The organism is Paracoccus sp. 08 (assembly GCF_024105395.1).
GTDB lineage: Bacteria > Pseudomonadota > Alphaproteobacteria > Rhodobacterales > Rhodobacteraceae > Paracoccus > Paracoccus marcusii.
Genome location: NZ_WEKR01000017.1, coordinates 22,015 through 43,104 on the forward strand (window position 1 = coordinate 22,015; position 21,090 = coordinate 43,104).

Below are 21,090 nucleotides of genomic sequence, written 5' to 3' on the forward strand. Positions count from 1 at the left end.
ATATTCAAGACATGACGAGGTGCCGATGAAGTTGAAATTTATGATATTCGTGATGGCGCTTGCGGCGATGGGCCCCGCGCGCGACGCCCCCCCGCCGGATGGCGCCGCCGTCCGGACACCAGACGGGGCGGCGGCCACGACGCGGCCGCGCGACACGGTGCCGCAACGCAACCCCGCCCGTCTGCCCCCAGTCGCGCAGCGCGTCGAGCCCGACCCGTTGCCGGACGCGTCCCCCCTGGACGACGGCTCTCCGCAGGTGCTGGACGCCGCGACGGTCAACCCGGACCAGTTCCTGTGGACGGCGCGCCCCGTGGTGATCTTTGCCGACACTGCGGACGACCCGGCCTTTGTCGACCAGGTGGCATCGCTGCGCCGTGACGGTCGGGCGCTGGCGTCGCGCGACGTGGTGCTTGTCCTCGACAGCGACCCGTCGGCCAACAGCGCGTGGCGACAGCAGCTGCGCCCGCAGGGGTTCTCGGTGGTGCTGATCGACAAGGACGGACAGGTCAAGATCCGCCGCCCCGTCCCATGGGATGCCCGAGAGATCGGCCGCGCCATCGACCGTCTGCCCCTGCGCCGGCAGGAGATCGGGCGCGGCAGCGTGATGCGGTAAGGCGCAGGGCCGCGAAACTTGTGGATTTGCGGCGCGTTCCCTATATCATGACCGGTATCCGGCACGGTTGCCGGATCAGCAGGAGGGTTGATCATGGCCAATTCGCGTTCCGACCGCAGCCTGTCGCAACCGCGCGCGCCCAAGGCGTCCGCCCGACCCGACGCACCCGTGCTGCGCAGCGAAGCAAAGCCGAAACCGACCGCCGTCAGCCGTGCGAACGAAATCGTGCGCGCCATCGGATTGCGTCCCATCACCGGTCTCTCGGGTCCGAAGATCGGCTACTGACCTCGGTCGCCGACAGCCGTTCGCGCATCTGCGCCAGTTCCTGCGGCAGGCGCGCACCGATCTGTGCCGCGGCCTGCGCCTCGTCCTCGTCCAGCATCGCCTCGACCGCGTCGGCACCGCCGCGCAGGCATTCGGTCAGCACCCGCATCGCCTGCAGGCCGGTATCGCGGGTTTCTTCCATCAGCTCCAGATAATCGGCCATCATCTGCGCCGCCCGCTTGCCGTCGCTGCGCGCGATCCGGCGCAGGTCGGTGGCCAGCGCGCCCATGATCGAGAGCAGCCGATAGTAGAGCACGATCGGGTCGATGACCGGCGCGGGCAGGATGTGTATGTCGGAAATCACGGCTGCAAAGATGCGGTCGTTGGCTTGCTGCGGCAGGGTCGGCACGAAATCTCCCGACTCGATGCGCGACACCAGCAGGGCGGCGTCCTGCGGCGACGGCACCTGCTGCTCCAGGGCAAAGACATGCGCCCGGATCTCTGCCAGCAGGGCGCGCTGCAGGTCGGTCTCGCGCGCGCGGCGCAGCGTGGCGTCGCGGCGGCGGGTCTGGGACGCGACGACGATCCAACCGATGGCCACAAAAAGGCCGGTGACGACCGCCTGCTGCAGCTGCGGGCTGAGCCATTGGTCAAGCGGAGCCATGGGAACCCGTCCCGCGCCAAGCGCGTCCTGTTTCGAAAGGAGCGATCATGCACCGATTCTGCCTGTCTACCGTCCTGGCCCTGTGGCCTGTCATGGCACCCGCCGACACCGCCCGCGGCCCCGCGCCGCTGCAGGCGGACACGCTTGCCGCGCTGCGTTGGCAGGCGCGCCCTGTCGTCGTCCTCGGACCCGAGGCGCAGGTCGCACGGCAGATCGCCGACCTGCAGGCACATGCGGAGCAGTTGGCAGAACGCGAGGTAGTCATCCTGACCGACGGATCCGGTGCAGACGCACTGCGCGATGGGCAGGGGTTCCAGGTTCTGCTGATCGGCAAGGATGGCGGGATCAAGATGCGGTCGGCCATGCCCGTCGCGGCAGAGGACATCCTGTCCCTGATCGACAGCATGCCGATGCGCCAGCAGGAGATGCGATAGCGCCCGCGCATCATGCCACGCGCCCCCGTGTCAGCGACAGCGCCGCCAGACCTGCGGCGACATGACCCGCAGCCGCCACGCCAAGCGCGGCCTGCCACGACGCATGACCGCCCAGCAGCGCCATCAATGCCGCGCCCCAGATGACCGCCGACAGCGGGATGGCCGCCGCCCAGAACCGCCACCCGCGCCAGCGTCCGGTGCATGCCCCGAAAACCAGCTGGAAGAACGCCAGCCCGACGATCGGCGGCAGCAGATAGGCCAGCGGCACCTGCGTGCCGAGCAAGGGCACGGTCTGCGCCGCCACCGCCGACAGGATGCCCGCCGCGCCCGCCAGCCCAAGTCCGGCCGACAGCAGATAGGCGGGCAGGGCGGGGATCATTCGAACTCCATGATCACGTCGTCGACCTTCAGGCTTTCGCCCGGCGTAGCATTGACGGATTTCACGATGCCCCGGCGTTCGGCGCGCAGGATGTTCTCCATCTTCATGGCCTCGACGGTGGCCAGCGCCTGACCCTCCTGAACCTCGTCCCCCTGGGCGACATTGATCGTCACGATCAGGCCGGGCATCGGGCACAGCAGGAACTTGGACGTGTCGGGCGGCAGCTTTTCGGGCATCAGACGTGCCAGCTCCGCCGCACGGGGCCGACGCACATGCACGCGCAGGTCCGCCCCGCGCGCACGCAGGCGCAGCCCGGCGGCGATCTTGTCCACCTTCAGCACCAGGGGGCGTCCGTCCACCTCCAGCCGCGCCAGCGACTGGCCGGGGCGCCAATCGCCCTCGACCCGGATCGTGCGCCCCGCGATGGCGACATTTGCGCCATGGGCATCGGCGGTGATGCGGACGGGCCAGTCCTGCTTGTCCGCGAACACCACCCAATCGTCGCCCACATGGCGTTCGTGGTTGTTCAGGCGGCCGCTGATACGGGTGCGCCGGATCTCGGCCACGCGGTGCATGGCGGCGGCGGCGGCGGCGATGCGATGCATCTCGTCCTCGGGCAGGGCCGCGCCGTGGAACCCGTCTGGATATTCCTCGGCGATGAAGGCGGTGGTGATGTCGCCCGCGACGAATTTCGGGTGATCCATCACCGCCGACAGGAAGGGCAGGTTGTGCCCGATCCCTTCGACCTCGAAGGCGTCCAGCGCGGTGCGCATCGCCTCGATCGCCTCACCGCGGGTCGGTGCCCAGGTGCACAGCTTTGCGATCATCGGGTCATAGAACATGCTGATCTCGCCGCCCTCATAGACGCCGGTGTCGTTCCTGACCGCGGCCGGACCCGTCGGCGCGCCATGGGCCAGCCACTTGCCCCCGGTCAGCATCGGCCCCGCCGCCACCTCGACCGGTGGGCGGTAACGGGTCAGACGTCCGATGGAGGGCAGGAAACCGCGATAGGGGTCCTCGGCGTACAGCCGGCTCTCCATCGCCCACCCGGTGATCGTCAGGTCGGACTGCGCGAAGGGCAGCGGCTCTCCGGCCGCGACGCGGATCATCTGCTCGACCAGGTCGACGCCGGTGATCAGCTCGGTCACAGGGTGTTCCACCTGCAGGCGGGTGTTCATCTCCAGGAAATAGAAGTTGCGGCTTCCGTCCACGATGAACTCGACCGTGCCCGCGCTGGTGTATCCGACGGCCTTGGCCAGGGCCACGGCCTGCTGACCCATCGCGGCGCGGGTGGCCTCGTCCAGGAAGGGCGACGGCGCCTCCTCGATGACCTTCTGGTTGCGGCGCTGGATCGAGCATTCGCGCTCGTGCAGATAGACTGCGTTGCCGTGCTGATCGGCCAGGACCTGGATCTCGATGTGGCGCGGCTGCGTCACGAATTTCTCGATGAAGATCCGGTCGTCGCCGAAGCTGTTGGCGGCCTCGTTCCTGGAGGACTGGAAACCCTCGCGCGCCTCCTCGTCGGACCAGGCGATGCGCATGCCCTTGCCGCCGCCGCCCGCGCTGGCCTTGATCATCACCGGATAGCCGATCTGGGCACTGATGGCCGCGGCCTCGTCCGCATCCGCGATCAGGCCCATGTGACCCGGAACCGTGCTGACCCCCGCGGCCTGCGCCAGCTTCTTCGATGTGATCTTGTCGCCCATCTGCTCGATCGCGCCGGACGGGGGGCCGATGAAGACGACGCCCTCGGCCTCCAGCGCCTCGGCGAACTTCATGTTCTCGGACAAAAAGCCGTATCCGGGATGGACGGCCTCGGCGCCGGTCCGGCGGATCGCGTCCATGATCTTGTCGATCACGATATAGGACTGGTTGGCGGGGGCCGGGCCGATATGGACGGCCTCGTCCGCCATGCGCACATGCAGCGCATTGCGGTCGGCGTCGGAATAGACGGCGACGGTGGCGATGCCCATCTTGCGGGCGGTCTTGATGACACGGCAGGCGATCTCGCCCCGGTTGGCGATCAGGATCTTCTTGAACATGGGCTCCCCCCCAGGACGGAACGTGAAAAAGCCGCCCGAAGCGCGGGGCTTCGGACGGCTTTGCAGACGGTCGGCGCGACGGGCGCGCCGATCAGCAGGTCACTGGCACAGACGGAAGTCGTTGCACAGCGCGCCAGCGGCGCCGCCGATGGCCGCGCCCTTGACGACGTTGGTACCGCCGACCGATGCGACGGTCGCGCCGACGCCGGCGCCGATGAGCGCGCGGTCAGTGTCGGTCGGGTTGATGCCTTGGGTGCAGCCGGCGATGGCCGTGGTGCCGACCAGGGCAGCGATGGCAAGGAATTTGGACATGGTGAAGATCCCGTGGGTTGGGCGGCAGCCGCGTCAGGCGCGGGCTGCCGATAGGGTGAGAGGTTGCCGCAGCGATCAGTAGCGACGCTGGCAGACACCGGCGTCGTCGCACAGCGCGCCGCCGACGGCACCGATCGCGGCGCCGGTTGCCAGGTCTTCGTCCAGGGCCTTCGCGATGACGGCACCGGCAACGGCACCGCCTGCGGCGCGCTGCGCGTCGGGCGAGATGCCGCCGCCCTGATAGCCGGGGGCGCAAGCCGAAAGACCGGCGGCAACCAGGGCCAGGCCGGCAACGCGAAGCGAGAAGAATTTCTGCATGATAAGAAACCTGTCGTAATGGGCCCGTCGGGGGCCGATGGGAGGTGGTAAGGGGTTATCGCATAGCTGATGCCTGCGTCAAACTGACCTGCGTGTGACTTCAAGGGGTTCAGCATCAACCTGCGCATCAGTCGTCGTCGGCCTCGTCGTCGTCCCAGCCGTCCTGGTCGTCCCAGTCGAACTCCTGGGGCGCATCCTTGACGAACAGCTCGGGGAAGGCGGCCTCCGCCTCGGCCATGTCGACCTGCAGCAATTGGTCGTAATCGGCAGGGTCGAACTGGCCCACCGGCTTGACCTCGCGGCCGATCAGCCAGGACAGCCGACCGGCATCAAGATTGCCGCGGGGAAAGGGTTCGTCGCCGAAATGCGCGATCAGCGCCGAAAGAAAGCCCGCATCGGCGCGCTTGTCGGCGGGCCTGCGGTCCTTGAACCGTTCGCGGCGCGTGATGGGCGTGGCGCCCTTCTTGCGATTCTCGCGCCGGATGACGAACTGGAAATCGGTGCCGGGCAGACGCCCGGGAAAGCCGCGATGCTTCAGCATGGCAGGGCCCCTGTGCTGGGGCGCGCGGGCCGGATCGCTGCGCACGGGCAGGCTGGCCGCCCGCGCGCAATTGTCGGACGTCTCGTCTTAGCTGAATTTGCTGTTGTAGACAGGCTCGGTCGTGACGGGGTTGACCATGGGCGCGGCTGGGGCGGTCGGGACATAGACGTCGGCAGGCTGCTGGCGCTGGCACGCGGCGAAGGCGGAAACCAGCACGAGGCCGAGGATGATCTTTTTCGACATGGAAACATGCTCCTGTAGGGCGGGCGGTGTTGCGCCCGGCTGCTCGGGTTGTGGTCGGCTTGTTGATCTGCCGGCCTGCGCGGCATGATAGAGAAGCCCGCCGCGATCAGACAGGGACGCGGGAAGGCGGGCGCCAAAGCGCCGCCCCCCTGTGGCTCGGCTGCATCATTCACGACCTTGTGCATCGCGCGCCCGTCCCCGTCAGTCACAGCGGAATGTTGTCGTGCTTTTTCCACGGGTTCGTCAGCCGCTTGCCGCGCAGGCTGGCAAAGGCGCGGGCCACCCGGCGACGCGTCGACCGGGGCTGGATCACCTCGTCGATGAAGCCCTTTTCGGCGGCCACGAAGGGGTTGGCAAAGCGGTCCTCGTAATCCTTGGTGCGGGCGGCGATCTTGTCGGCATCGCCCAGTTCGCTGCGATACAGGATCTCGACCGCGCCCTTGGCGCCCATCACCGCGATCTCGGCTGTGGGCCAGGCATAGTTGAAATCGCCGCGCAGATGCTTCGACGCCATCACGTCATAGGCGCCGCCATAGGCCTTGCGGGTGATGACCGTGACCTTGGGCACCGTCGCCTCGCCATAGGCGAACAGCAGTTTCGCCCCATGCTTGATGACGCCGCCATATTCCTGGCCGGTCCCCGGCAGAAAGCCCGGAACGTCGACCAGCGTCAGGATCGGGATCTCGAACGCGTCGCAGAACCGCACGAAGCGCGCGGCCTTGCGCGAGCTGTCGATGTCCAGGCAACCGGCCAGCACCATCGGCTGGTTGGCGACGACCCCCACCGTTTGTCCCTCGATGCGGATAAAGCCGATGATGATGTTGCCCGCGAAATCCTTCTGGATCTCGTAGAAGTCGCCCTCGTCCGCGACCTTGGCGATCAGCTCCTTCATGTCATAGGGCTGGTTCGGGTTATCGGGGATCAGCGTGTCCAGGCTGGGCTCGATCCGCGCGGGGTCGTCGAAGAAGGGCCGGGTCGGGGCCTTTTCGCGGTTGTTCAGCGGCAGGAAGTCGAACAGCCGGCGGATCTCCGACAGCGCCTCGACGTCGTCTTGGAACGCGCCGTCCGCGACGGAGGATTTCCGGGTATGCGTGGACGCACCGCCCAGCTGTTCGGCGGTCACGACCTCGTTCGTGACCGTCTTGACGACGTCGGGCCCGGTCACGAACATGTAGGACGTGTCGCGCACCATGAAGATGAAGTCGGTCATCGCGGGCGAATAGACCGCGCCACCTGCACAGGGACCCATGATCACGCTGATCTGCGGCACGACGCCCGATGCCAGCACGTTGCGCTGGAACACGTCGGCATAACCCGCAAGGCTGGCCACGCCCTCCTGGATGCGCGCGCCCCCCGAATCGTTCAGCCCGATCACCGGCGCGCCGTTCTGCATCGCCATGTCCATGACCTTGCAGATCTTCTGGGCGTGGGTTTCCGACAGCGATCCGCCGAAGACGGTGAAGTCCTGAGAGAAGACATAGACCATGCGGCCGTTGATGGTGCCCCATCCGGTCACCACCCCGTCGCCTGCCGGGCGGTCGTCCTGCATGCCGAAATCGGTGCTGCGATGGGCGACAAACATGTCGAATTCCTCGAAGCTGTCCTCGTCCAGCAGCAGGTCGATGCGTTCGCGGGCCGTAAGTTTGCCGCGGGCGTGCTGGGCGTCGATGCGCCGCTGGCCGCCGCCAAGCCGGGCCTGCTGTCGGCGTTCTTCCAGCTGCTGCAGAATGTCCTTCATCGCGCCCTCCTGATCCGGTGTCCCAGGCTAGACTGCGATGCAGGTGCGGCAAAGACAATTCGGGGGAATTTGCAAAATACAGATGCGAGCTTTCATGCTAAGTGCATATGTGCAAACACATGCTGCGGCAGCCTCTTGACGCGGGCCGGACAGGGGGGCAAGCCACGCATATGGGATTGCAGATCGACATCGCGGCCATCGTGGCCAATCACGCGGCACTGGCCGCACTGGCCCCCGGCGCGCGTGCCGCCGCCGTGGTCAAAGCTGACGCCTATGGCCTGGGCGCCGACCGCGTCGCCCCGGCCCTCTATGCCGCCGGCGTGCGCGATTTCTTCGTGGCCTTGGCGCMTGAGGGACGGGCGATCCGGCCGCTGCTGCCGCGGGACGCGCGCATCAACGTGCTGTCGGGGCACATGGAGGGCGCGGACCTGACCGGGCTGACCCCGGTCCTGAACAGTCCTGCACAGTTCTTTCGTGATCGCGCCATGCGCCCCGGCCAGCCCTTCGCCATCCAGCTGGACACCGGGATGAACCGCCTTGGCATGGAGGCCGCCGAATGGGGCGCCATCCGGGACGAGGCGCTGGCCGCCGGACCGGCCTTCATCATGTCGCACCTGGCCTGCGCGGACGAGCCCGACCACCCCGCCAATGCGGCGCAGCTGTCCACGTTCCGCGCAATGACCGATGGCTGTGAAGTGCCGCGGTCGCTGGCCGCGACCGGGGGTATTCTGCTGGGACCGGATTATCACTTCGACATGGTGCGCCCCGGCGTGGGTCTGTACGGCGGGCTGCCCTTTGCGCAGGCCCGCGGCGTCGTCACGCTGTCGCTGCGCGTGATCCAGACCCGTGACGTGCGGAGGGAAGAGATGGTCGGCTATGGCGCCAGTTGGCACGCGACGCGCGACTGTCGCATCGCCACCGTCGATGCGGGATATGCCGACGGCATCCTGCGTTCGCTGTCGGGCAAGGGCGCGCAGCTGTTCGCCGCCGATGTGGCCTGTCCGGTCGTCGGGCGCGTGTCGATGGACCTGATCACGGTGGACGTCACCGATCTGGATGCGGTACCCGACCGGCTTGACCTGATCTGTGCGCATCAACCCATCGACCGCTTGGCTGACATCGCCGGCACCATCGGATACGAGGTGCTGACCTCGCTTGGGCTGCGCTACCAGCGGACCTATCTGTGACGCCCATCCGGGCGATCGGACGACCCGCCCTACGCGCCACCCGGACCATCGGGGCGGTGGCGCTGTTCGCGATGCGGGGGCTGTCGGGGTTCGGGACACCCCGTGCAATCCTGCGCCAGGTGATGCAGATCGGCTGGCTGTCGCTGCCGGTCGTAGGGCTGACGGCGTTGTTCACCGGAGCGGCGCTGGCCCTGCAGATCCATTCGGGCGGAGAGCGGTTTCAGGCCGGCGACGTCGTCCCGGCAATCGTGGCCATCGGCATGGTTCGCGAACTGGGGCCCGTCCTGGGCGGCCTGATGGTCGCCGCCCGCGTCGCCAGCAGCATCGCCGCCGAGATCGGGACCATGCGCGTCACCGAACAGATCGACGCGTTGGTGACTCTGTCGACCGACCCGGTCCGCTGGCTGGTCACGCCCCGGCTGTGGGCGGCGATCCTGTGCATGCCAGTGCTGGTGGCCACGGGCGACATCATCGGCATCATGGGCGGCTGGCTGGTGGGCACGATGTCGCTTGGGTTCAATTCGGCCAGCTACATCGCGAACAGCTGGGCGTACCTAGAGCCTTGGGACGTCACCTCTGGCCTGATCAAGGGGGCGGTCTTCGGACTGGTCATCGCGTTGTCGGGATGCTGGTTCGGCATGCGGTCGGGGCGCGGCGCGGCAGGCGTCGGACGGGCCACGACCAATGCGGTCGTCGCCGCCGCCGTCGGCATCCTGGCTGCGAACTTTGCATTGACCGGGCTGTTCTTCGAATGATCCGGACCTGCAACCTCAGCAAATCCTTTGGCGCCAAGCAGGTTCTTGACGGCGTCGATCTGAGCGTTGCCACGGGCGAGAGCCTGTGCGTGATCGGCCAGTCCGGCACCGGCAAGTCGGTCCTGCTGAAATGCATCCTGGGGCTGGAGCGCCCCGATGCGGGGCAGGTGCTGTGGAACGGCCAGCCGCTGGACCGGGCACGCTTCATGGCGCGGTTCGGGATGCTGTTCCAAGGGGCGGCCCTGTTCGACAGCCTGTCGGTCTGGCAGAACGTCGCATTCCGCCTGCGCCAGCGGATGGACGACCGCCGCGCCCGTGCCATCGCGCTGGACAAGCTGGCGCGCGTAGGGCTGGCTTCGGACATCGCCAATCTGATGCCCGCGCAGCTGTCGGGCGGCATGGCCAAACGCGTCGGCCTGGCCCGCGCCATCGCCGACGACCCGGCGGTGATCTTCTTCGACGAACCGACCACCGGGTTGGACCCGATCCGCGCGCGGGCCATCGATGCGCTGATCCGCGGCATCGTGACCGAAACAGGGGCCACCGCGATCACCATCACGCATGACATGGCCAGCTGCCGGATCATCGGCGACCGTGTCGCGCTGTTGGCGGATGGTCGCATCGCGCATGACGGCCCAATGGCGGACATGGACCGCGCGCCCGCCTTGGCCGGTTTTCTGGGCATCCCGTCCGCCGGGGCCGGTGATCATGCGCGATAAGGATGCAACTTTTGCACAGGCTTGGCCGTTCTGCCACAAACGGGGGCAGTTGCGCCCCATTTACCTCGAACATGAACTTGTGCGAATCCGACTGGCTTGCCACCATGGACCGACCAGATTGACCAGGAGAGACATTTGGGCCTGACCCCGACGCCACCCGTCACCGCGGCTACTGCCGAAACCCTGCTTGAATTCCCCGACAACCGGCTGTTGATCGACCTGTGCGGTCCCAACGACCGCCATCTGGCCCGGATCGAGGAGGCACTTGGCGTCCATATCCTGCGTCGCGGCAACCAGATTGCCGTGGTCGGCGGCCCCGAGGCCCAGTCCGAGGCCGCGAACCTGCTTCGTGGCCTATATGCGCGGCTGGAACAGCACCGCCCCGTCGGCCCCGATGAGGTCGAGGCCGCATTGCGCATGGGGGTCGAACCTGCCGCCGACGTGACCCCGGCCGAACAGCTGGAGATGTTCGCGCAGGGCAACTACGAACTGCGAACCCGCAAGAAATCGGTCGAGCCGCGTACGGATGCGCAGAAGGCGTATGTCCGGTCGCTGTTCCAGAACGAGCTGGCCTTTGGCATCGGGCCTGCGGGCACCGGCAAGACCTATCTGGCGGTGGCCGTGGGTGTGACGATGCTGATTGGCGGCCATGTTGACAAGATCATCCTGTCGCGCCCCGCCGTCGAGGCAGGGGAGCGGTTGGGCTTCCTTCCGGGCGACATGAAGGAGAAGGTCGATCCGTACATGCAGCCGCTTTACGATGCGCTGAACGACTTTCTTCCCGGAAAGCAGATGCAGAAGCTGATGGAAGAGAAGCGCATCGAGATCGCGCCCCTGGCCTTCATGCGCGGGCGCACCCTGTCGCGCGCCTTCGTCGTGCTGGACGAGGCGCAGAACGCCAGCAGCATGCAGATGAAGATGTTCCTGACCCGTCTTGGCGAAGGCTCGAGGATGGTCATCACCGGCGACCGCACCCAGATCGACCTGCCGCGCGGCATGATGTCGGGCCTGATGGACGCCGAGCGCATCCTGAAGGACGTCAAGGGCATCAGCTTCAGCTATTTCACCGCCGATGACGTCGTGCGCCACCCGCTTGTCGCGCGCATCATCAAGGCGTATGAGGTCGAGGACAACGCCGCCCTTGCCCGCGGTGAAACAGAGGAGCCGCGCGGCCAGTACGTTCCCCGCCGCGCATTCAGAAACGATGCCTGACGAGATTTCCGTCGACTGCGTCATCGAGGATGACCGATGGCAGGCCGCCGGTCTAGAGAACCTGGCGGCCCTTGCCGTCACCGCCGCGCTGGACCACCACCGCTTGGGCGGGGAGGTGGTCGTCATGGGCTGCGACGACGCCCGCATCTCCGCGCTGAACGCCGATTTCCGCGGCAAGCCCCGGGCCACGAACGTGCTGTCATGGCCGTCGGTCGAGCATCTGCCGCATGATCCCGGTCAGGCGCCCGAGATGCCGGACGAGGAGGAACTGGGCGACATCGCGATCGCCTATGATACCTGCGCGGCCGAGGCTGAGGATCAGGGCACGCCCTTCGACCATCACGTCCAGCACCTGCTGGTCCATGCGACCCTGCATCTGCTGGGTTACGACCATCTGAACGATCCCGATGCCGAACTGATGGAGGCGACGGAGCGCGCCATCCTGTCCCGGCTTGGCATTCCAGACCCTTACCAGGAGAAAGACCGATGAATTCCGAAAGCCGATTATCCGAGCCCGCTCCTCAGCCGGCCATCGAGGAGGTCACGGCGATCGCCGTCGACGGTGGCGCCACCGAGGAGAAGGAGGCCGGTAATGGCAAAGGATTTTTTGGCCGCGTGCTCTCGGCCCTGACAGGGTCCGAAAGCGGCGCGGACGACGATCATCAGGACCGCCATGTCGTGGGCACCCCCGGCCTGGTCAATCTGCGCCGCATGCGGGTCGATGACGTCGCCATCCCCAAGGTCGAGATCGTGGCCGCCCCTGCGAACCTGTCGCTGGAGGATCTGGTCGAGATGTTCCGTGAGCACGGGTTTTCACGGATGCCGGTCTTTCGCGGCACGCTGGACAGTCCGCTTGGCCTGATCCATCTCAAGGACCTGGCGCTGAAGCACGGGTTCGGCGCGGGGGGCAAGTTCACCATGCGCCCGATGCTGCGGCCGTTGCTGTACGTTCCGCCCTCGATGCCCATCGGGGTGCTGTTGCAGCAGATGCAGACCAAGCGCATCCACATGGCGCTGGTCATCGACGAATACGGGGGCGTCGACGGGTTGGTCACCATCGAAGACCTGATCGAACAGGTGATCGGCGAGATCGAGGACGAGCATGACGAGGTCGAGGGCGGCCTGTGGGTGCACGAGAAGACCGGCCAGTGGCTGATCCAGGCCCGTGCCGCGCTGGACGATGTCGAGGCTGAGACCGGCCTGCGCCTGATCGGCGACGAGGACGAGGATATCGACACGCTTGGCGGTCTGATCTTCATGCTGGCGGGGCGCGTGCCGCTGCGTGGAGAGGTGATCGCCCATCCCTCGGGCGCCGAGTTCGAGGTCGTGGATGCCGATCCGCGTCGCCTGAAGCGGATCCGCCTGCGCATGCCCAGCATCAGCACGCCGTCCGATCGGAAAAGCGCCCAGTCCTGACGGGGCGGGGGGCGTACAGCCCCCGCTCCGTGTCGCGTCAGCTGGCCTCGAACCGGGCCAGCATCGCCTCATAGAACAAATCGCGCAGCGCATCCGTTTCCATCAGGATTTCGTGCTTGGCCCCCGGAATGGTCAGCAGCTCCGATTGCGGCCAGCGCGCGGCACGGTCCCGGATGGCCTGCGACGACACGACCTTTTCCTCGCTGCCGACAGACACCAGCATCGGCATGTCGGGCGATGGAATGCGCGACAGGCGGGCGCATTCGTTCAGTGCCCTGCCAACCCAATCGAAGGTGGCACCGCCGATGGTCAGGTCGGGCCAGGCCACGGCCTCGCGCACCAGCCGCGCCCATTCGTCACCGTTGCCGGTCAGCAGGTTGGCGTTGAAGCTCTCGTCCAGAGGATAGGTCGTCGCCGCCCCGCCGCTGCCCGGTGCCGTCAGGCCGCCACGCCCCACGCGTCCGGCCAGATAGGCGATGCCCAAGGCCACGCCCTGCTGCATCCGGCGAAGATTGATGCCCCACATGGGTGCGGAGAACACCGCGCTCTGCACGGCCATGCCGCCCTCCAGCGCGGCCAACCCGATGCAGCCGCCCATCGAATGCGCCAGCAGATGCCACGGACGGGGCAGGTCAAGCTGTTCCGCCGCCACGATCATCTCGACCACGTCGTGCTGGTAATCCGCGAAATCGCGGATATGGCCGGGGCGGGGATTGGGCTGCAGGCGGTCCGACATGCCCTGACCGCGCCAGTCGATCGACAGGACGTCGTAACCCTCGGCCATCAGGCGATGGGCGACGGGGGCGTATTTCTCGACGTATTCGGTCCGCCCGGGGAACAGCAGCACGCTGCCGCGTGCCGCATCCGCGGGCCAATGCGCCATGCGCAGGCGGACCCCATCGCCGGCCTGCGCCCAGAAGGCGCGGGCGGGCTGCGACCGGTCGTCCGGAAGCTGATGGAAGGGTGCCTGCTGCACGCGGGCGCTTAGGACAGCTTCTGGCCCAGCTGCATCGCGACGCCCATCGAGCCGTCGATCTTCAGCTTGCCCATCATGAAGGCGGTCGCGGGGTTCACGTCGCCGTTCAGGATGCCTTCGAATGTCTCGCGGCTTGCCGTCAGGGTCACCTCGGCATCCTCGTCGCCGGCGCGCACGCCGTCTTCGTCGATCATGATCGCGCCTTCGCCGGTGATGACGAACTTTGCGACAGAATCGAAGCTGTCGATCTTTTCGCCCAGCTTCTGGACGGCCTTGGTCACGACTTCGCTCATTTCACGTCTCCTGGTGCGCTTTGTCTGGCGCCCGACCTGCGGCCTGGGCTACACCAGACATATGAACGCGGTCCGCTTGAATTTCCACTCTGCCGTCACGGCATTGCGTCACAAAGTTCTGACGATTTTCGTGGTTATTGCAAGCGTGGTACCGATCGCGGCCGCAGGCCAGGGGCTGGACGACGCCTTCGCGCGCCTGGCCCAGCCCGAGGGCGAAGGCTGGCGCATCGCGGAAAGCGACATCCTGCGCGAATGGTCGCGGTCCGGATCCCCGGCGATGGACCTGCTGCTGCAGCGGGGAGAGGCGGCGCTGGACATGGGGGACATCCCCTCGGCCATCGGTCATCTGACCGCGTTGACCGACCATGCCCCCGACTTTGCGGCAGGCTTCCAGATGCGGGCCGCGGCCTATGCGACGGCGGGCCAGTTCGGGCCCGCGCTGGCCGACCTGCGCCGCACGCTGGAGTTGGAGCCGCGCCATTTTGCGGCGCTGACCCAGCTGGGCGCCATGCTGGAGGAGATGGGCGACGACGTCCGCGCCCTGGCGGCCTATCGCGCCAGCCTGGCGATCCATCCCCACCAGCAGGAAGCCATCGATGGCCAGGCACGTCTGGAACACAAGCGCATCGGCACCGATATCTAAGGCATGAACATGACGACGCGCGGGCGGATCACCGCCATCCTGGGCCCGACCAATACGGGCAAGACCCACTACGCCATCCAGCGGATGCTGAACCACCGGTCGGGGGTGATCGGCCTGCCACTGCGCCTGCTGGCGCGCGAGGTCTATGACCGGATCGTGGCCGCGCGTGGCCCCTCGGTCGTGGCCCTGGTCACCGGAGAGGAGCGGATCGTTCCCGACCGCGTCCAGTACTGGGTCGCCACCACCGAGGCGATGCCCGACATCGCCACGGATTTCGTGGCCATCGACGAGATCCAGCTGTGTGCCGATCCCGGGCGCGGGCACGTCTTCACCGACCGACTGCTGCACATGCGCGGCACCGTCGAGACTCTGTTCCTGGGCAGCAGCACCATGCGCCCGACCATCGCGGCCCTGGTTCCCGAAACCCAGTTCGAGCGCAAGGAGCGGTTCTCGACCCTGTCATGGGCAGGATCGAAGAAGCTGTCCCGGATGCCGCCACGCAGCGCGATCGTGGGCTTCAGCGTCGACGACGTCTATGCGATGGCTGAGCTGATCCGTCGGCAGAAGGGGGGTTGTGCGGTCGTGATGGGGGCGCTGTCGCCGCGCACGCGCAATGCCCAGGTCGAGATGTACCAGAACGGCGAGGTCGATTACCTAGTGGCCACCGACGCCATCGGCATGGGCCTGAACCTGGACATCAAGCATGTGGCCTTCAGCGCCACGCACAAGTTCGACGGCAAGCGGGTCCGCCCGCTGTTTCCCCATGAGATGGGACAGATCGCCGGCCGGGCAGGGCGGCACACCGAATCCGGGACCTTCGGTGTCACTGGAGAGGCCGAGCCCCTGGACGAGGGGCTGATCGACGCGCTGGAGAACCATCGGTTCGCCCCCATCAGCCGGCTGGTCTGGCGTAACGGCAAGCTGGATTTCGGCAGCATGGACCGGCTGGTCGAAAGCCTGGAGACCGGCCCCGGCCACGAACTGCTGGCCCGCGGGCGCGAGGCCGACGACGTGGCGACGCTGAAGATCCTGCGCGACTTCCCCGAGATCAAGGACCGCATCCGCGGCGGCAAGGACGTGCGCCTGCTGTGGGACGTGTGCCGAGTGCCCGATTTCCGCGGGATCTCGACCATGGAACACGCGACTTTGCTGGCGCGGATCTTCGGTTTCCTGCAGGATGGACATATCCCGGCGGATTGGCTTGGCCGGGCCATCGAACGCATCGACCGGACCGCTGGCGACATCGACGCCATTTCGAAGCGGTTGGCATATATCCGCACCTGGACCTATGTCGCGCAAAGAACGGGCTGGGTGGCGGACGAAAAGCATTGGCGCGGGGAAACGCGCGCTGTAGAAGACCGCCTGTCGGACGCGCTGCACGCGGCCCTGACCCAACGATTTGTGGACCGGCGCACATCCGTGCTTCTGCGCCGGCTCAAGCAGAAGGAGAGCCTGGTGGCCGAAGTGAATGACAAGGGCGAAGTGACGGTCGAGGGCGAATTCGCCGGCCGCCTGGAGGGCTTCCGCTTCCGCCCCGACCAGACCGCATCGGCGGACGAGGCCAGGATGCTGAGCCGCGCCAGCTATGACGCGCTCAAGCCCGAATTCCATCTGCGTGCGGACCGTTTCTACAACGCGCCCGACACCGAGATGGATTATACCGAACAGGGCGGCCTGATGTGGGGCAGCCAGGCGGTCGGCAAGCTGGTCAAGGGCGCCGATCCGCTGCATCCCGGCGTCGAGGTCTTCGTCGACGAGGAGGCCGGTCCCGAGATCGCCGACAAGGTCCGCCGCCGGGCCCAGCATTTCATCGACCGCAAGATCGCCGCGCTGTACGAGCCGCTGCTGACCCTGCAGAAGGACGAGGCGCTGACCGGTCTGGCCCGTGGCTTTGCCTTCCGGCTGGTCGAGGCGCTTGGGATCCTGCCCCGCGACGGCATCGCCGCCGAGGTCAAGGAACTGGACCAGGAATCCCGGGGCATGCTGCGCAAGCATGGCGTCCGCTTTGGCCAGTTCACCATCTTCCTGCCCGCGCTGCTGAAGCCCGCGCCGACGCGCCTGCGCCTGGTCCTGTGGTCGCTGCACGAGGGGCTGTCCGAATTCCCGGAAAGCCCGCCGCCGGGTCTGGTCACCATCCCGCATCTTCCGGTCGTGCCCGATCAGGTCTATGCGTTGTCGGGCTATCGCCCCGCGGGCGACCGGGCGATCCGCATCGACATGCTGGAGCGGCTGGCCGATCTGCTGCGCGCGCAGGACACCCGCGGCGGGTTCGAGGCCAATCCCGACATGCTGTCGATCACCGGCATGACGCTGGAGCAGTTTTCGGGCCTGATGCAGGGCCTGGGCTATTCCGCCGACAAGGGCGAGCGTGCCAAGGTCAAGGCGACCGAGACCCCGGCCGTCGTGTCCACGCCCGAGGCTGACGGCTCTGACGCGCCGATGACCGAGGAGGAATCGGTCCTGGCCGCCGAGACCCGCGCCAAGTGGGAGGCCGAGCAGGCCGAGAAGCGCAAGGCAGACGCCCCCGAGGCCGATGCTGTCGACGCGGAGCCCGAGACCGCCGCCGAGGTCGCACCCCCTGAGATGGAGGTGTACTATACCTTCAAATGGGCGCCCAAGCCGCGCGGCAACCGTCGCCCGCAGGGTGACCGCGGCCAGGCCGAGCGTCCCCAGGGTGATCGCCCGCAGGGCCAGCGCCGCGGCCCGCGCCGCGATGGCGTCCCGCGCGACGGTCAGTCCAAGGATGCGGCCCCGGCAGGGGATCGCCCACAGGGCGAACGTCGCGATCGCAACGGCAAGCCCGGCGGCAAGTTCGGTGGCCCCAAGAAGGGCGGCAAGCCGTCGCATCAGGCTCCCCAGACCTTCTCCTCGCGCCCCGAGAAGAAGGCCGATCCGGACAGCCCCTTTGCCATCCTGGCCCAGCTGAAGGACAAGACCTGACTTGACCGAGGCCGCCGCCGGCCTTCGGCTGGACAAATGGCTGTGCCATGCGCGGATCTTCAAGACGCGCGGCCTGGCCGCCGCCCGCATCGAGGCGGGCGGCATCCGGGTCAACGGCCAGCCCTGCCGCAAGCCGGGGCGCGCCGTGCGGCCCGGCGACGTGCTGACGGTATCCGCCTATCAGCGTGTGCGGGTGCTGACCGTGCTGGGCCTGTCGGACCGGCGCGGCCCGGCCCCCGAGGCGCAGCTGCTGTATCGCGAAGACTTGATTGATCCCCCGGGAATGTCTAGGTGACAGCCCGAACAGACCAGACGAAAGCGCCCCGATGACCTATGTCGTGACTGACAACTGCATCATGTGCAAATACACTGATTGCGTCGAAGTGTGCCCCGTGGACTGCTTCTACGAAGGCGAGAACACGTTGGTCATCCATCCCGACGAATGCATCGACTGTGGCGTCTGCGAACCGGAATGCCCCGCAGACGCGATCCGCCCGGATACCGAGCCGGCGATGGAAAGCTGGGTTGAGTTCAACCGCAAATATTCCGAGCTGTGGCCGGTTATCACCCGGAAGAAGGACCCCCTGCCGACCGCCGCCGAGATGGACGGTCAGGAAGGCAAGCTGGAAAAGTATTTCTCGGAAACGCCCGGCGAAGGCGATTGATTCGACCGGGCAGGGCCTGCAAGGTCCTGTTTCGCCGTCATTAAAGGCCTAGACAATGCCGATGCGCCGCCCGAAAGGCGGTGCTTTTTTTGGCGTCATTTTTGTGTTATAGTTCCTTATGTCGCGCCTTGTGCTGCTGCTTGTCAACAGGACTGTGTCGCATCCCAAACTGCCGGATCCGTGCCGACTGCAGGCAGGGGTCGTCAAACATGATCGAAAACGGACCGAGGGTGGCCTTGCCCCCCTGCGGCCCTTTGTGCCCGTCTCGCGGGCGCATGTCAGAGGAAGCCAGATGTCGAAATCGAAGAAGAACGAATTCCGCCCCGATGACTTTGTTGTCTATCCGGCCCATGGGGTCGGTCGTATCGTCTCGATCGAGGAACAGGAGGTCGCGGGCCTGCGGCTGGAGATGTTCGTGATCTCGTTCGACAAGGACAAGATGACCCTGCGCGTGCCCACTGCCCGCGCCAGCGAGATCGGCATGCGCAGCCTGTCGACCCCTGACCTGATCGACCGCGCGCTGGAGACCCTGAAGGGCAAGGCCCGCGTCAAGCGCGCGATGTGGTCGCGCCGGGCGCAGGAGTATGAGCAGAAGATCCATTCCGGCGACCTGCTGTCCATCGCCGAGGTCGTGCGCGACCTGCACCGCTGCGACGATCAGCGCGAACAGTCCTATTCCGAGCGTCAGCTGTACGAGGCCGCCCTCGACCGCCTGACCCGCGAAGTCGCGGCCGTCGGCGGTCTGGACGAAGGCGGTGCGCAGAAGCGGGTGGGCGAGGTTCTGCTGACACGCGCCGCCTGAGCGCTGACCACGACAACCCCAAGGGCGCCCCGACCGGGCGCCCTTTCGCTTTGGTGGACCGTTGTGCCGAACGTGGACAACGCTGCCCCGCCTGCCTATAAGGCGGCCATCCATACCCAACACCCTTCGAGGCGCATCATGATCAAGGTCTTCGGCCACACTTCCCCCGACACGGATTCCACCGGCTCGCCCATCATCTGGGCCTGGTATCTGAACGAGTGCCGCAAGACCCCGGCCGAGGCCGTGCTGCAGGGAGAGCCGAATACCGAGGCGTTGTGGATGCTGGACCGCTGGAACCTGTCCAAGCCGCGCATCATCGACGACGTGGCCGCCGACGACGTCTGCGTGATCGTTGACACCAACAACCCCGCCGAACTGCCCGCCAACCTGGAGCATGCCGAGGTGATCGAGATCATCGACCACCACCTGCTGGCCGGCGGCATCAAGACCCGTGCACCGATCAACATCACGATCCGCCCGCTGGCCTGCACCGCGACGATCATGCATGACCTGATCGGCGACGATCTGGCGCAGGCCCCCGAAGGGATCAAGGGCGCGATGCTGACCTGCATCCTGTCGGACACGCTGGAATTCCGCAGCCCGACTACGACCCCGCATGACCGCGCCGTGGCCGAGAAGCTGGCCGCCGACCTGGGCGTCGACATCGCCGAGTTCGCCGCCGAGATGTTCGCCGCGAAATCCGATGTCAGCGCCTTCAGCGAGGCCGCGCTGCTGAAGATGGACAGCAAGGAATACGAACTGGGCGGCAAGCAGCTGCGCATCTCGGTCCTGGAGACGACCGCGCCGCAGGTGATCCTGGACCGCAAGGATGCCCTGATCGCCGCCATGCCTGCCGTTGCTGCCGAAGATGGTGCGGACGAGGTCATGCTGTTCGTGGTCGACATCCTGCGCGAACAGGCGACGCTGCTGGTGCCCAACGACTATGTCAAGTTCGTGGCCGAGCGCAGCTTTGGCGTCACGGTCACCGGTGATACCGTCGTCCTGCCAGGCGTCATGAGCCGCAAGAAGCAGATCATCCCGGTCCTGGCCGTCTGATGACCCGCATCATTTCGTCGCTGGCCGAGGTATCGGCCAGCTATGACGCGCTGTTCTGCGATCTGTGGGGCTGCCTGCACAACGGCAAGCAGCCCTTTCCGGCTGCGGTCGCGGCGCTGCAGGCGTTCCGCGCGCAGGGTGGCCAAGTCTGCCTGATGACCAACGCCCCGCGCCCGAACCAGTACGTGATCGCTCAGCTGGACCGCATGGGCGTGCCGCGCGATGCCTGGGATCTGGTCGTCAGTTCCGGCGACGCGGCGCAGGACGCGATGTTCGCAGGCGCCGTCGGGCGGAACGTCTGGCATATCGGGATCGAGAAGGACCATGGGTTCTTTACCGACATTCCTGACGCCCATCGCAATGCGGCGCCCATCCGGCGCGTCCCGCTGGAGCAGGCCGAGGGGATCATCGCCTCGGGTCCGTTCGACGAGCTGAACGAGACGCCCGAAGATTACCGCGACCGGTTCCAGGGGGCGGTCGACCGTGGTCTGCCGATGCTGTGCGCGAACCCCGACATCGTCGTCGACATGGGCGAGACCCGCATCTATTGCGCGGGCGCATTGGCCGATTTCTATCAGTCGCTTGGCGGGACGGCGCTGTATTACGGCAAGCCGCATGCGCCGATCTATGACCGGGCGCGGGCGCTGATGGGGTTGGGCCCCGACGCGCGGTATCTTGCGGTGGGCGATGGCATCGCCACCGACATCGCGGGTGCCGAGGCGCAGGGGATCGATTCGATCTTCGTCACCGGCGGTCTGGCCGCGGATGCCTTTGGCCCGGACGTCGAACAGCCCGATGCCGGGATGCTGCCTGAATGGCTGGGATCGCAGGGACGGGCGCCGACCTTCGCGATCGGGCGGCTGCGCTGAGGCGACGCG

26 protein-coding genes are annotated in these 21,090 nt (G+C 66.9%); 16 read left to right on the forward strand and 10 right to left on the reverse strand.

Annotated features, from left to right (window positions below; all coding sequences use genetic code 11):
• Window positions 1-25: 25 nt before the first annotated feature.
• Both GBO37_RS07775 and GBO37_RS07780 read left to right on the forward strand, forming a co-directional pair.
• On the forward strand, window positions 26-613 hold the full coding sequence (locus GBO37_RS07775) for a DUF4174 domain-containing protein (protein WP_252928248.1): 588 nt from the start codon (window positions 26-28) through the stop codon (window positions 611-613).
• A 93-nt stretch (window positions 614-706) separates the two neighbouring features.
• Window positions 707-898, forward strand: coding sequence for a hypothetical protein (locus GBO37_RS07780; RefSeq protein ID WP_045984253.1), 192 nt, complete (start codon window positions 707-709; stop codon window positions 896-898).
• On the opposite strand, the gene GBO37_RS07785 is transcribed toward GBO37_RS07780, so the two are convergent.
• Window positions 864-1,541, reverse strand: coding sequence for a hypothetical protein (locus tag GBO37_RS07785; RefSeq protein ID WP_252928250.1), 678 nt, complete (start codon window positions 1,539-1,541; stop codon window positions 864-866). The two genes, GBO37_RS07780 and GBO37_RS07785, sit on opposite strands and share 35 nt — an antisense overlap.
• 47 nt (window positions 1,542-1,588) lie before the next feature.
• Between GBO37_RS07785 and GBO37_RS07790 the strand changes: the two genes are divergently transcribed.
• Window positions 1,589-1,975, forward strand: a complete 387-nt coding sequence (locus GBO37_RS07790) for a DUF4174 domain-containing protein (RefSeq protein WP_252928252.1) — start codon at window positions 1,589-1,591, stop codon at window positions 1,973-1,975.
• A gap of 10 nt (window positions 1,976-1,985) precedes the next feature.
• Here the strand turns inward: GBO37_RS07790 and GBO37_RS07795 are convergent, their stop codons facing one another.
• The 7 genes from GBO37_RS07795 to GBO37_RS07825 all read right to left on the reverse strand — a co-directional run bounded on the left by GBO37_RS07795 (window position 1,986) and on the right by GBO37_RS07825 (window position 7,548).
• The gene (locus GBO37_RS07795; protein ID WP_252928254.1) at window positions 1,986-2,354 is read right to left on the reverse strand and encodes a hypothetical protein; all 369 of its coding nucleotides are present in this window, start codon (window positions 2,352-2,354) and stop codon (window positions 1,986-1,988) included.
• Window positions 2,351-4,396: an acetyl/propionyl/methylcrotonyl-CoA carboxylase subunit alpha gene (locus tag GBO37_RS07800; RefSeq protein WP_252928256.1), complete on the reverse strand. Its 2,046-nt coding sequence runs from the start codon at window positions 4,394-4,396 to the stop codon at window positions 2,351-2,353. The genes GBO37_RS07795 and GBO37_RS07800 overlap by 4 nt, the downstream gene beginning before the upstream one ends.
• A 99-nt stretch (window positions 4,397-4,495) precedes the next feature.
• A complete protein-coding gene (locus tag GBO37_RS07805; RefSeq protein ID WP_042246739.1) occupies window positions 4,496-4,708 on the reverse strand; it encodes a hypothetical protein in 213 nt (70 codons plus the stop codon).
• 75 nt (window positions 4,709-4,783) lie between these two features.
• Complete coding sequence (locus GBO37_RS07810) at window positions 4,784-5,026, reverse strand: hypothetical protein (protein WP_045999109.1); 243 nt, start codon at window positions 5,024-5,026, stop codon at window positions 4,784-4,786.
• A gap of 127 nt (window positions 5,027-5,153) precedes the next feature.
• Entirely contained in the window at window positions 5,154-5,567 is a 414-nt protein-coding gene (locus GBO37_RS07815) for a hypothetical protein (protein ID WP_045983965.1), read from the reverse strand.
• Window positions 5,568-5,654: 87 nt separating this feature from the next.
• The gene (locus tag GBO37_RS07820; RefSeq protein ID WP_252928258.1) at window positions 5,655-5,810 is read right to left on the reverse strand and encodes a hypothetical protein; all 156 of its coding nucleotides are present in this window, start codon (window positions 5,808-5,810) and stop codon (window positions 5,655-5,657) included.
• Between the two features lie 205 nt (window positions 5,811-6,015).
• Window positions 6,016-7,548 carry an acyl-CoA carboxylase subunit beta gene (locus GBO37_RS07825; RefSeq protein WP_252928260.1) on the reverse strand — a complete coding sequence of 511 codons (1,533 nt, stop codon included), beginning with the start codon at window positions 7,546-7,548 and terminating at the stop codon, window positions 6,016-6,018.
• Between the two features lie 170 nt (window positions 7,549-7,718).
• On the opposite strand from GBO37_RS07825, the gene alr reads away from it, so the two are divergent.
• The 6 genes from alr to GBO37_RS07855 all read left to right on the forward strand — a co-directional run bounded on the left by alr (window position 7,719) and on the right by GBO37_RS07855 (window position 12,837).
• Complete coding sequence (gene alr / locus GBO37_RS07830; protein WP_252928261.1) at window positions 7,719-8,735, forward strand: alanine racemase; 1,017 nt, start codon at window positions 7,719-7,721, stop codon at window positions 8,733-8,735.
• Window positions 8,732-9,490: an MlaE family lipid ABC transporter permease subunit gene (locus GBO37_RS07835; RefSeq protein ID WP_252928263.1), complete on the forward strand. Its 759-nt coding sequence runs from the start codon at window positions 8,732-8,734 to the stop codon at window positions 9,488-9,490. Before alr ends, GBO37_RS07835 begins: the two co-directional genes overlap by 4 nt.
• On the forward strand, window positions 9,487-10,209 hold the full coding sequence (locus GBO37_RS07840; protein WP_252928264.1) for an ABC transporter ATP-binding protein: 723 nt from the start codon (window positions 9,487-9,489) through the stop codon (window positions 10,207-10,209). The genes GBO37_RS07835 and GBO37_RS07840 overlap by 4 nt, the downstream gene beginning before the upstream one ends.
• A 135-nt stretch (window positions 10,210-10,344) precedes the next feature.
• Complete coding sequence (locus GBO37_RS07845; RefSeq protein ID WP_252928265.1) at window positions 10,345-11,421, forward strand: PhoH family protein; 1,077 nt, start codon at window positions 10,345-10,347, stop codon at window positions 11,419-11,421.
• Window positions 11,414-11,911 (forward strand): rRNA maturation RNase YbeY, encoded by a 498-nt coding sequence (gene ybeY, locus GBO37_RS07850; RefSeq protein WP_252928266.1) that lies wholly within the window; start codon window positions 11,414-11,416, stop codon window positions 11,909-11,911. The genes GBO37_RS07845 and ybeY overlap by 8 nt, the downstream gene beginning before the upstream one ends.
• Window positions 11,908-12,837, forward strand: coding sequence for a hemolysin family protein (locus GBO37_RS07855; RefSeq protein ID WP_084693645.1), 930 nt, complete (start codon window positions 11,908-11,910; stop codon window positions 12,835-12,837). Before ybeY ends, GBO37_RS07855 begins: the two co-directional genes overlap by 4 nt.
• A gap of 37 nt (window positions 12,838-12,874) precedes the next feature.
• Here GBO37_RS07855 and GBO37_RS07860 read toward each other — a convergent pair whose 3' ends face one another.
• Together GBO37_RS07860 and GBO37_RS07865 are read right to left on the reverse strand one after the other, a co-directional pair.
• Window positions 12,875-13,813, reverse strand: coding sequence for an alpha/beta fold hydrolase (locus tag GBO37_RS07860; RefSeq protein WP_252928267.1), 939 nt, complete (start codon window positions 13,811-13,813; stop codon window positions 12,875-12,877).
• 8 nt (window positions 13,814-13,821) lie between these two features.
• Window positions 13,822-14,106 (reverse strand): SCP2 sterol-binding domain-containing protein, encoded by a 285-nt coding sequence (locus GBO37_RS07865; RefSeq protein ID WP_042246766.1) that lies wholly within the window; start codon window positions 14,104-14,106, stop codon window positions 13,822-13,824.
• Between the two features lie 130 nt (window positions 14,107-14,236).
• Here GBO37_RS07865 and GBO37_RS07870 point away from each other — a divergent pair, with 130 nt between their 5' ends.
• The 7 genes from GBO37_RS07870 to GBO37_RS07900 all read left to right on the forward strand — a co-directional run bounded on the left by GBO37_RS07870 (window position 14,237) and on the right by GBO37_RS07900 (window position 21,081).
• Entirely contained in the window at window positions 14,237-14,749 is a 513-nt protein-coding gene (locus GBO37_RS07870; RefSeq protein ID WP_252928268.1) for a tetratricopeptide repeat protein, read from the forward strand.
• A 9-nt stretch (window positions 14,750-14,758) separates the two neighbouring features.
• A complete protein-coding gene (locus GBO37_RS07875) occupies window positions 14,759-17,689 on the forward strand; it encodes a helicase-related protein (RefSeq protein WP_252928269.1) in 2,931 nt (976 codons plus the stop codon).
• A 1-nt stretch (window position 17,690) separates the two neighbouring features.
• Window positions 17,691-17,984 (forward strand): RNA-binding S4 domain-containing protein, encoded by a 294-nt coding sequence (locus GBO37_RS07880; RefSeq protein WP_045999117.1) that lies wholly within the window; start codon window positions 17,691-17,693, stop codon window positions 17,982-17,984.
• 31 nt (window positions 17,985-18,015) lie between these two features.
• Window positions 18,016-18,354 carry a ferredoxin FdxA gene (fdxA, locus tag GBO37_RS07885; protein ID WP_045999118.1) on the forward strand — a complete coding sequence of 113 codons (339 nt, stop codon included), beginning with the start codon at window positions 18,016-18,018 and terminating at the stop codon, window positions 18,352-18,354.
• Between the two features lie 292 nt (window positions 18,355-18,646).
• Window positions 18,647-19,156: a CarD family transcriptional regulator gene (locus GBO37_RS07890; RefSeq protein ID WP_042246772.1), complete on the forward strand. Its 510-nt coding sequence runs from the start codon at window positions 18,647-18,649 to the stop codon at window positions 19,154-19,156.
• 138 nt (window positions 19,157-19,294) lie between these two features.
• Window positions 19,295-20,212 carry a manganese-dependent inorganic pyrophosphatase gene (locus GBO37_RS07895; RefSeq protein ID WP_252928281.1) on the forward strand — a complete coding sequence of 306 codons (918 nt, stop codon included), beginning with the start codon at window positions 19,295-19,297 and terminating at the stop codon, window positions 20,210-20,212.
• On the forward strand, window positions 20,212-21,081 hold the full coding sequence (locus GBO37_RS07900) for a TIGR01459 family HAD-type hydrolase (RefSeq protein WP_217846154.1): 870 nt from the start codon (window positions 20,212-20,214) through the stop codon (window positions 21,079-21,081). The genes GBO37_RS07895 and GBO37_RS07900 overlap by 1 nt, the downstream gene beginning before the upstream one ends.
• Window positions 21,082-21,090: the final 9 nt, after the last annotated feature.

Coding starts and splice junctions, on each gene's coding strand:
- GBO37_RS07895 (WP_252928281.1), top strand. CDS start 19,295: ATGATCAAGGTCTTCGGCCACACTTCCCCCGACACGGATTCCACCGGC.
- GBO37_RS07805 (WP_042246739.1), bottom strand. CDS start 4,708: ATGTCCAAATTCCTTGCCATCGCTGCCCTGGTCGGCACCACGGCCATC.
- GBO37_RS07865 (WP_042246766.1), bottom strand. CDS start 14,106: ATGAGCGAAGTCGTGACCAAGGCCGTCCAGAAGCTGGGCGAAAAGATC.
- GBO37_RS07900 (WP_217846154.1), top strand. CDS start 20,212: ATGACCCGCATCATTTCGTCGCTGGCCGAGGTATCGGCCAGCTATGAC.
- GBO37_RS07800 (WP_252928256.1), bottom strand. CDS start 4,396: ATGTTCAAGAAGATCCTGATCGCCAACCGGGGCGAGATCGCCTGCCGT.
- GBO37_RS07855 (WP_084693645.1), top strand. CDS start 11,908: ATGAATTCCGAAAGCCGATTATCCGAGCCCGCTCCTCAGCCGGCCATC.
- ybeY (WP_252928266.1), top strand. CDS start 11,414: ATGCCTGACGAGATTTCCGTCGACTGCGTCATCGAGGATGACCGATGG.
- GBO37_RS07815 (WP_045983965.1), bottom strand. CDS start 5,567: ATGCTGAAGCATCGCGGCTTTCCCGGGCGTCTGCCCGGCACCGATTTC.
- GBO37_RS07810 (WP_045999109.1), bottom strand. CDS start 5,026: ATGCAGAAATTCTTCTCGCTTCGCGTTGCCGGCCTGGCCCTGGTTGCC.
- GBO37_RS07890 (WP_042246772.1), top strand. CDS start 18,647: ATGTCGAAATCGAAGAAGAACGAATTCCGCCCCGATGACTTTGTTGTC.
- GBO37_RS07875 (WP_252928269.1), top strand. CDS start 14,759: ATGACGACGCGCGGGCGGATCACCGCCATCCTGGGCCCGACCAATACG.
- GBO37_RS07820 (WP_252928258.1), bottom strand. CDS start 5,810: ATGTCGAAAAAGATCATCCTCGGCCTCGTGCTGGTTTCCGCCTTCGCC.
- GBO37_RS07785 (WP_252928250.1), bottom strand. CDS start 1,541: ATGGCTCCGCTTGACCAATGGCTCAGCCCGCAGCTGCAGCAGGCGGTC.
- GBO37_RS07825 (WP_252928260.1), bottom strand. CDS start 7,548: ATGAAGGACATTCTGCAGCAGCTGGAAGAACGCCGACAGCAGGCCCGG.
- GBO37_RS07775 (WP_252928248.1), top strand. CDS start 26: ATGAAGTTGAAATTTATGATATTCGTGATGGCGCTTGCGGCGATGGGC.
- fdxA (WP_045999118.1), top strand. CDS start 18,016: ATGACCTATGTCGTGACTGACAACTGCATCATGTGCAAATACACTGAT.
- GBO37_RS07780 (WP_045984253.1), top strand. CDS start 707: ATGGCCAATTCGCGTTCCGACCGCAGCCTGTCGCAACCGCGCGCGCCC.
- GBO37_RS07795 (WP_252928254.1), bottom strand. CDS start 2,354: ATGATCCCCGCCCTGCCCGCCTATCTGCTGTCGGCCGGACTTGGGCTG.
- GBO37_RS07790 (WP_252928252.1), top strand. CDS start 1,589: ATGCACCGATTCTGCCTGTCTACCGTCCTGGCCCTGTGGCCTGTCATG.
- GBO37_RS07840 (WP_252928264.1), top strand. CDS start 9,487: ATGATCCGGACCTGCAACCTCAGCAAATCCTTTGGCGCCAAGCAGGTT.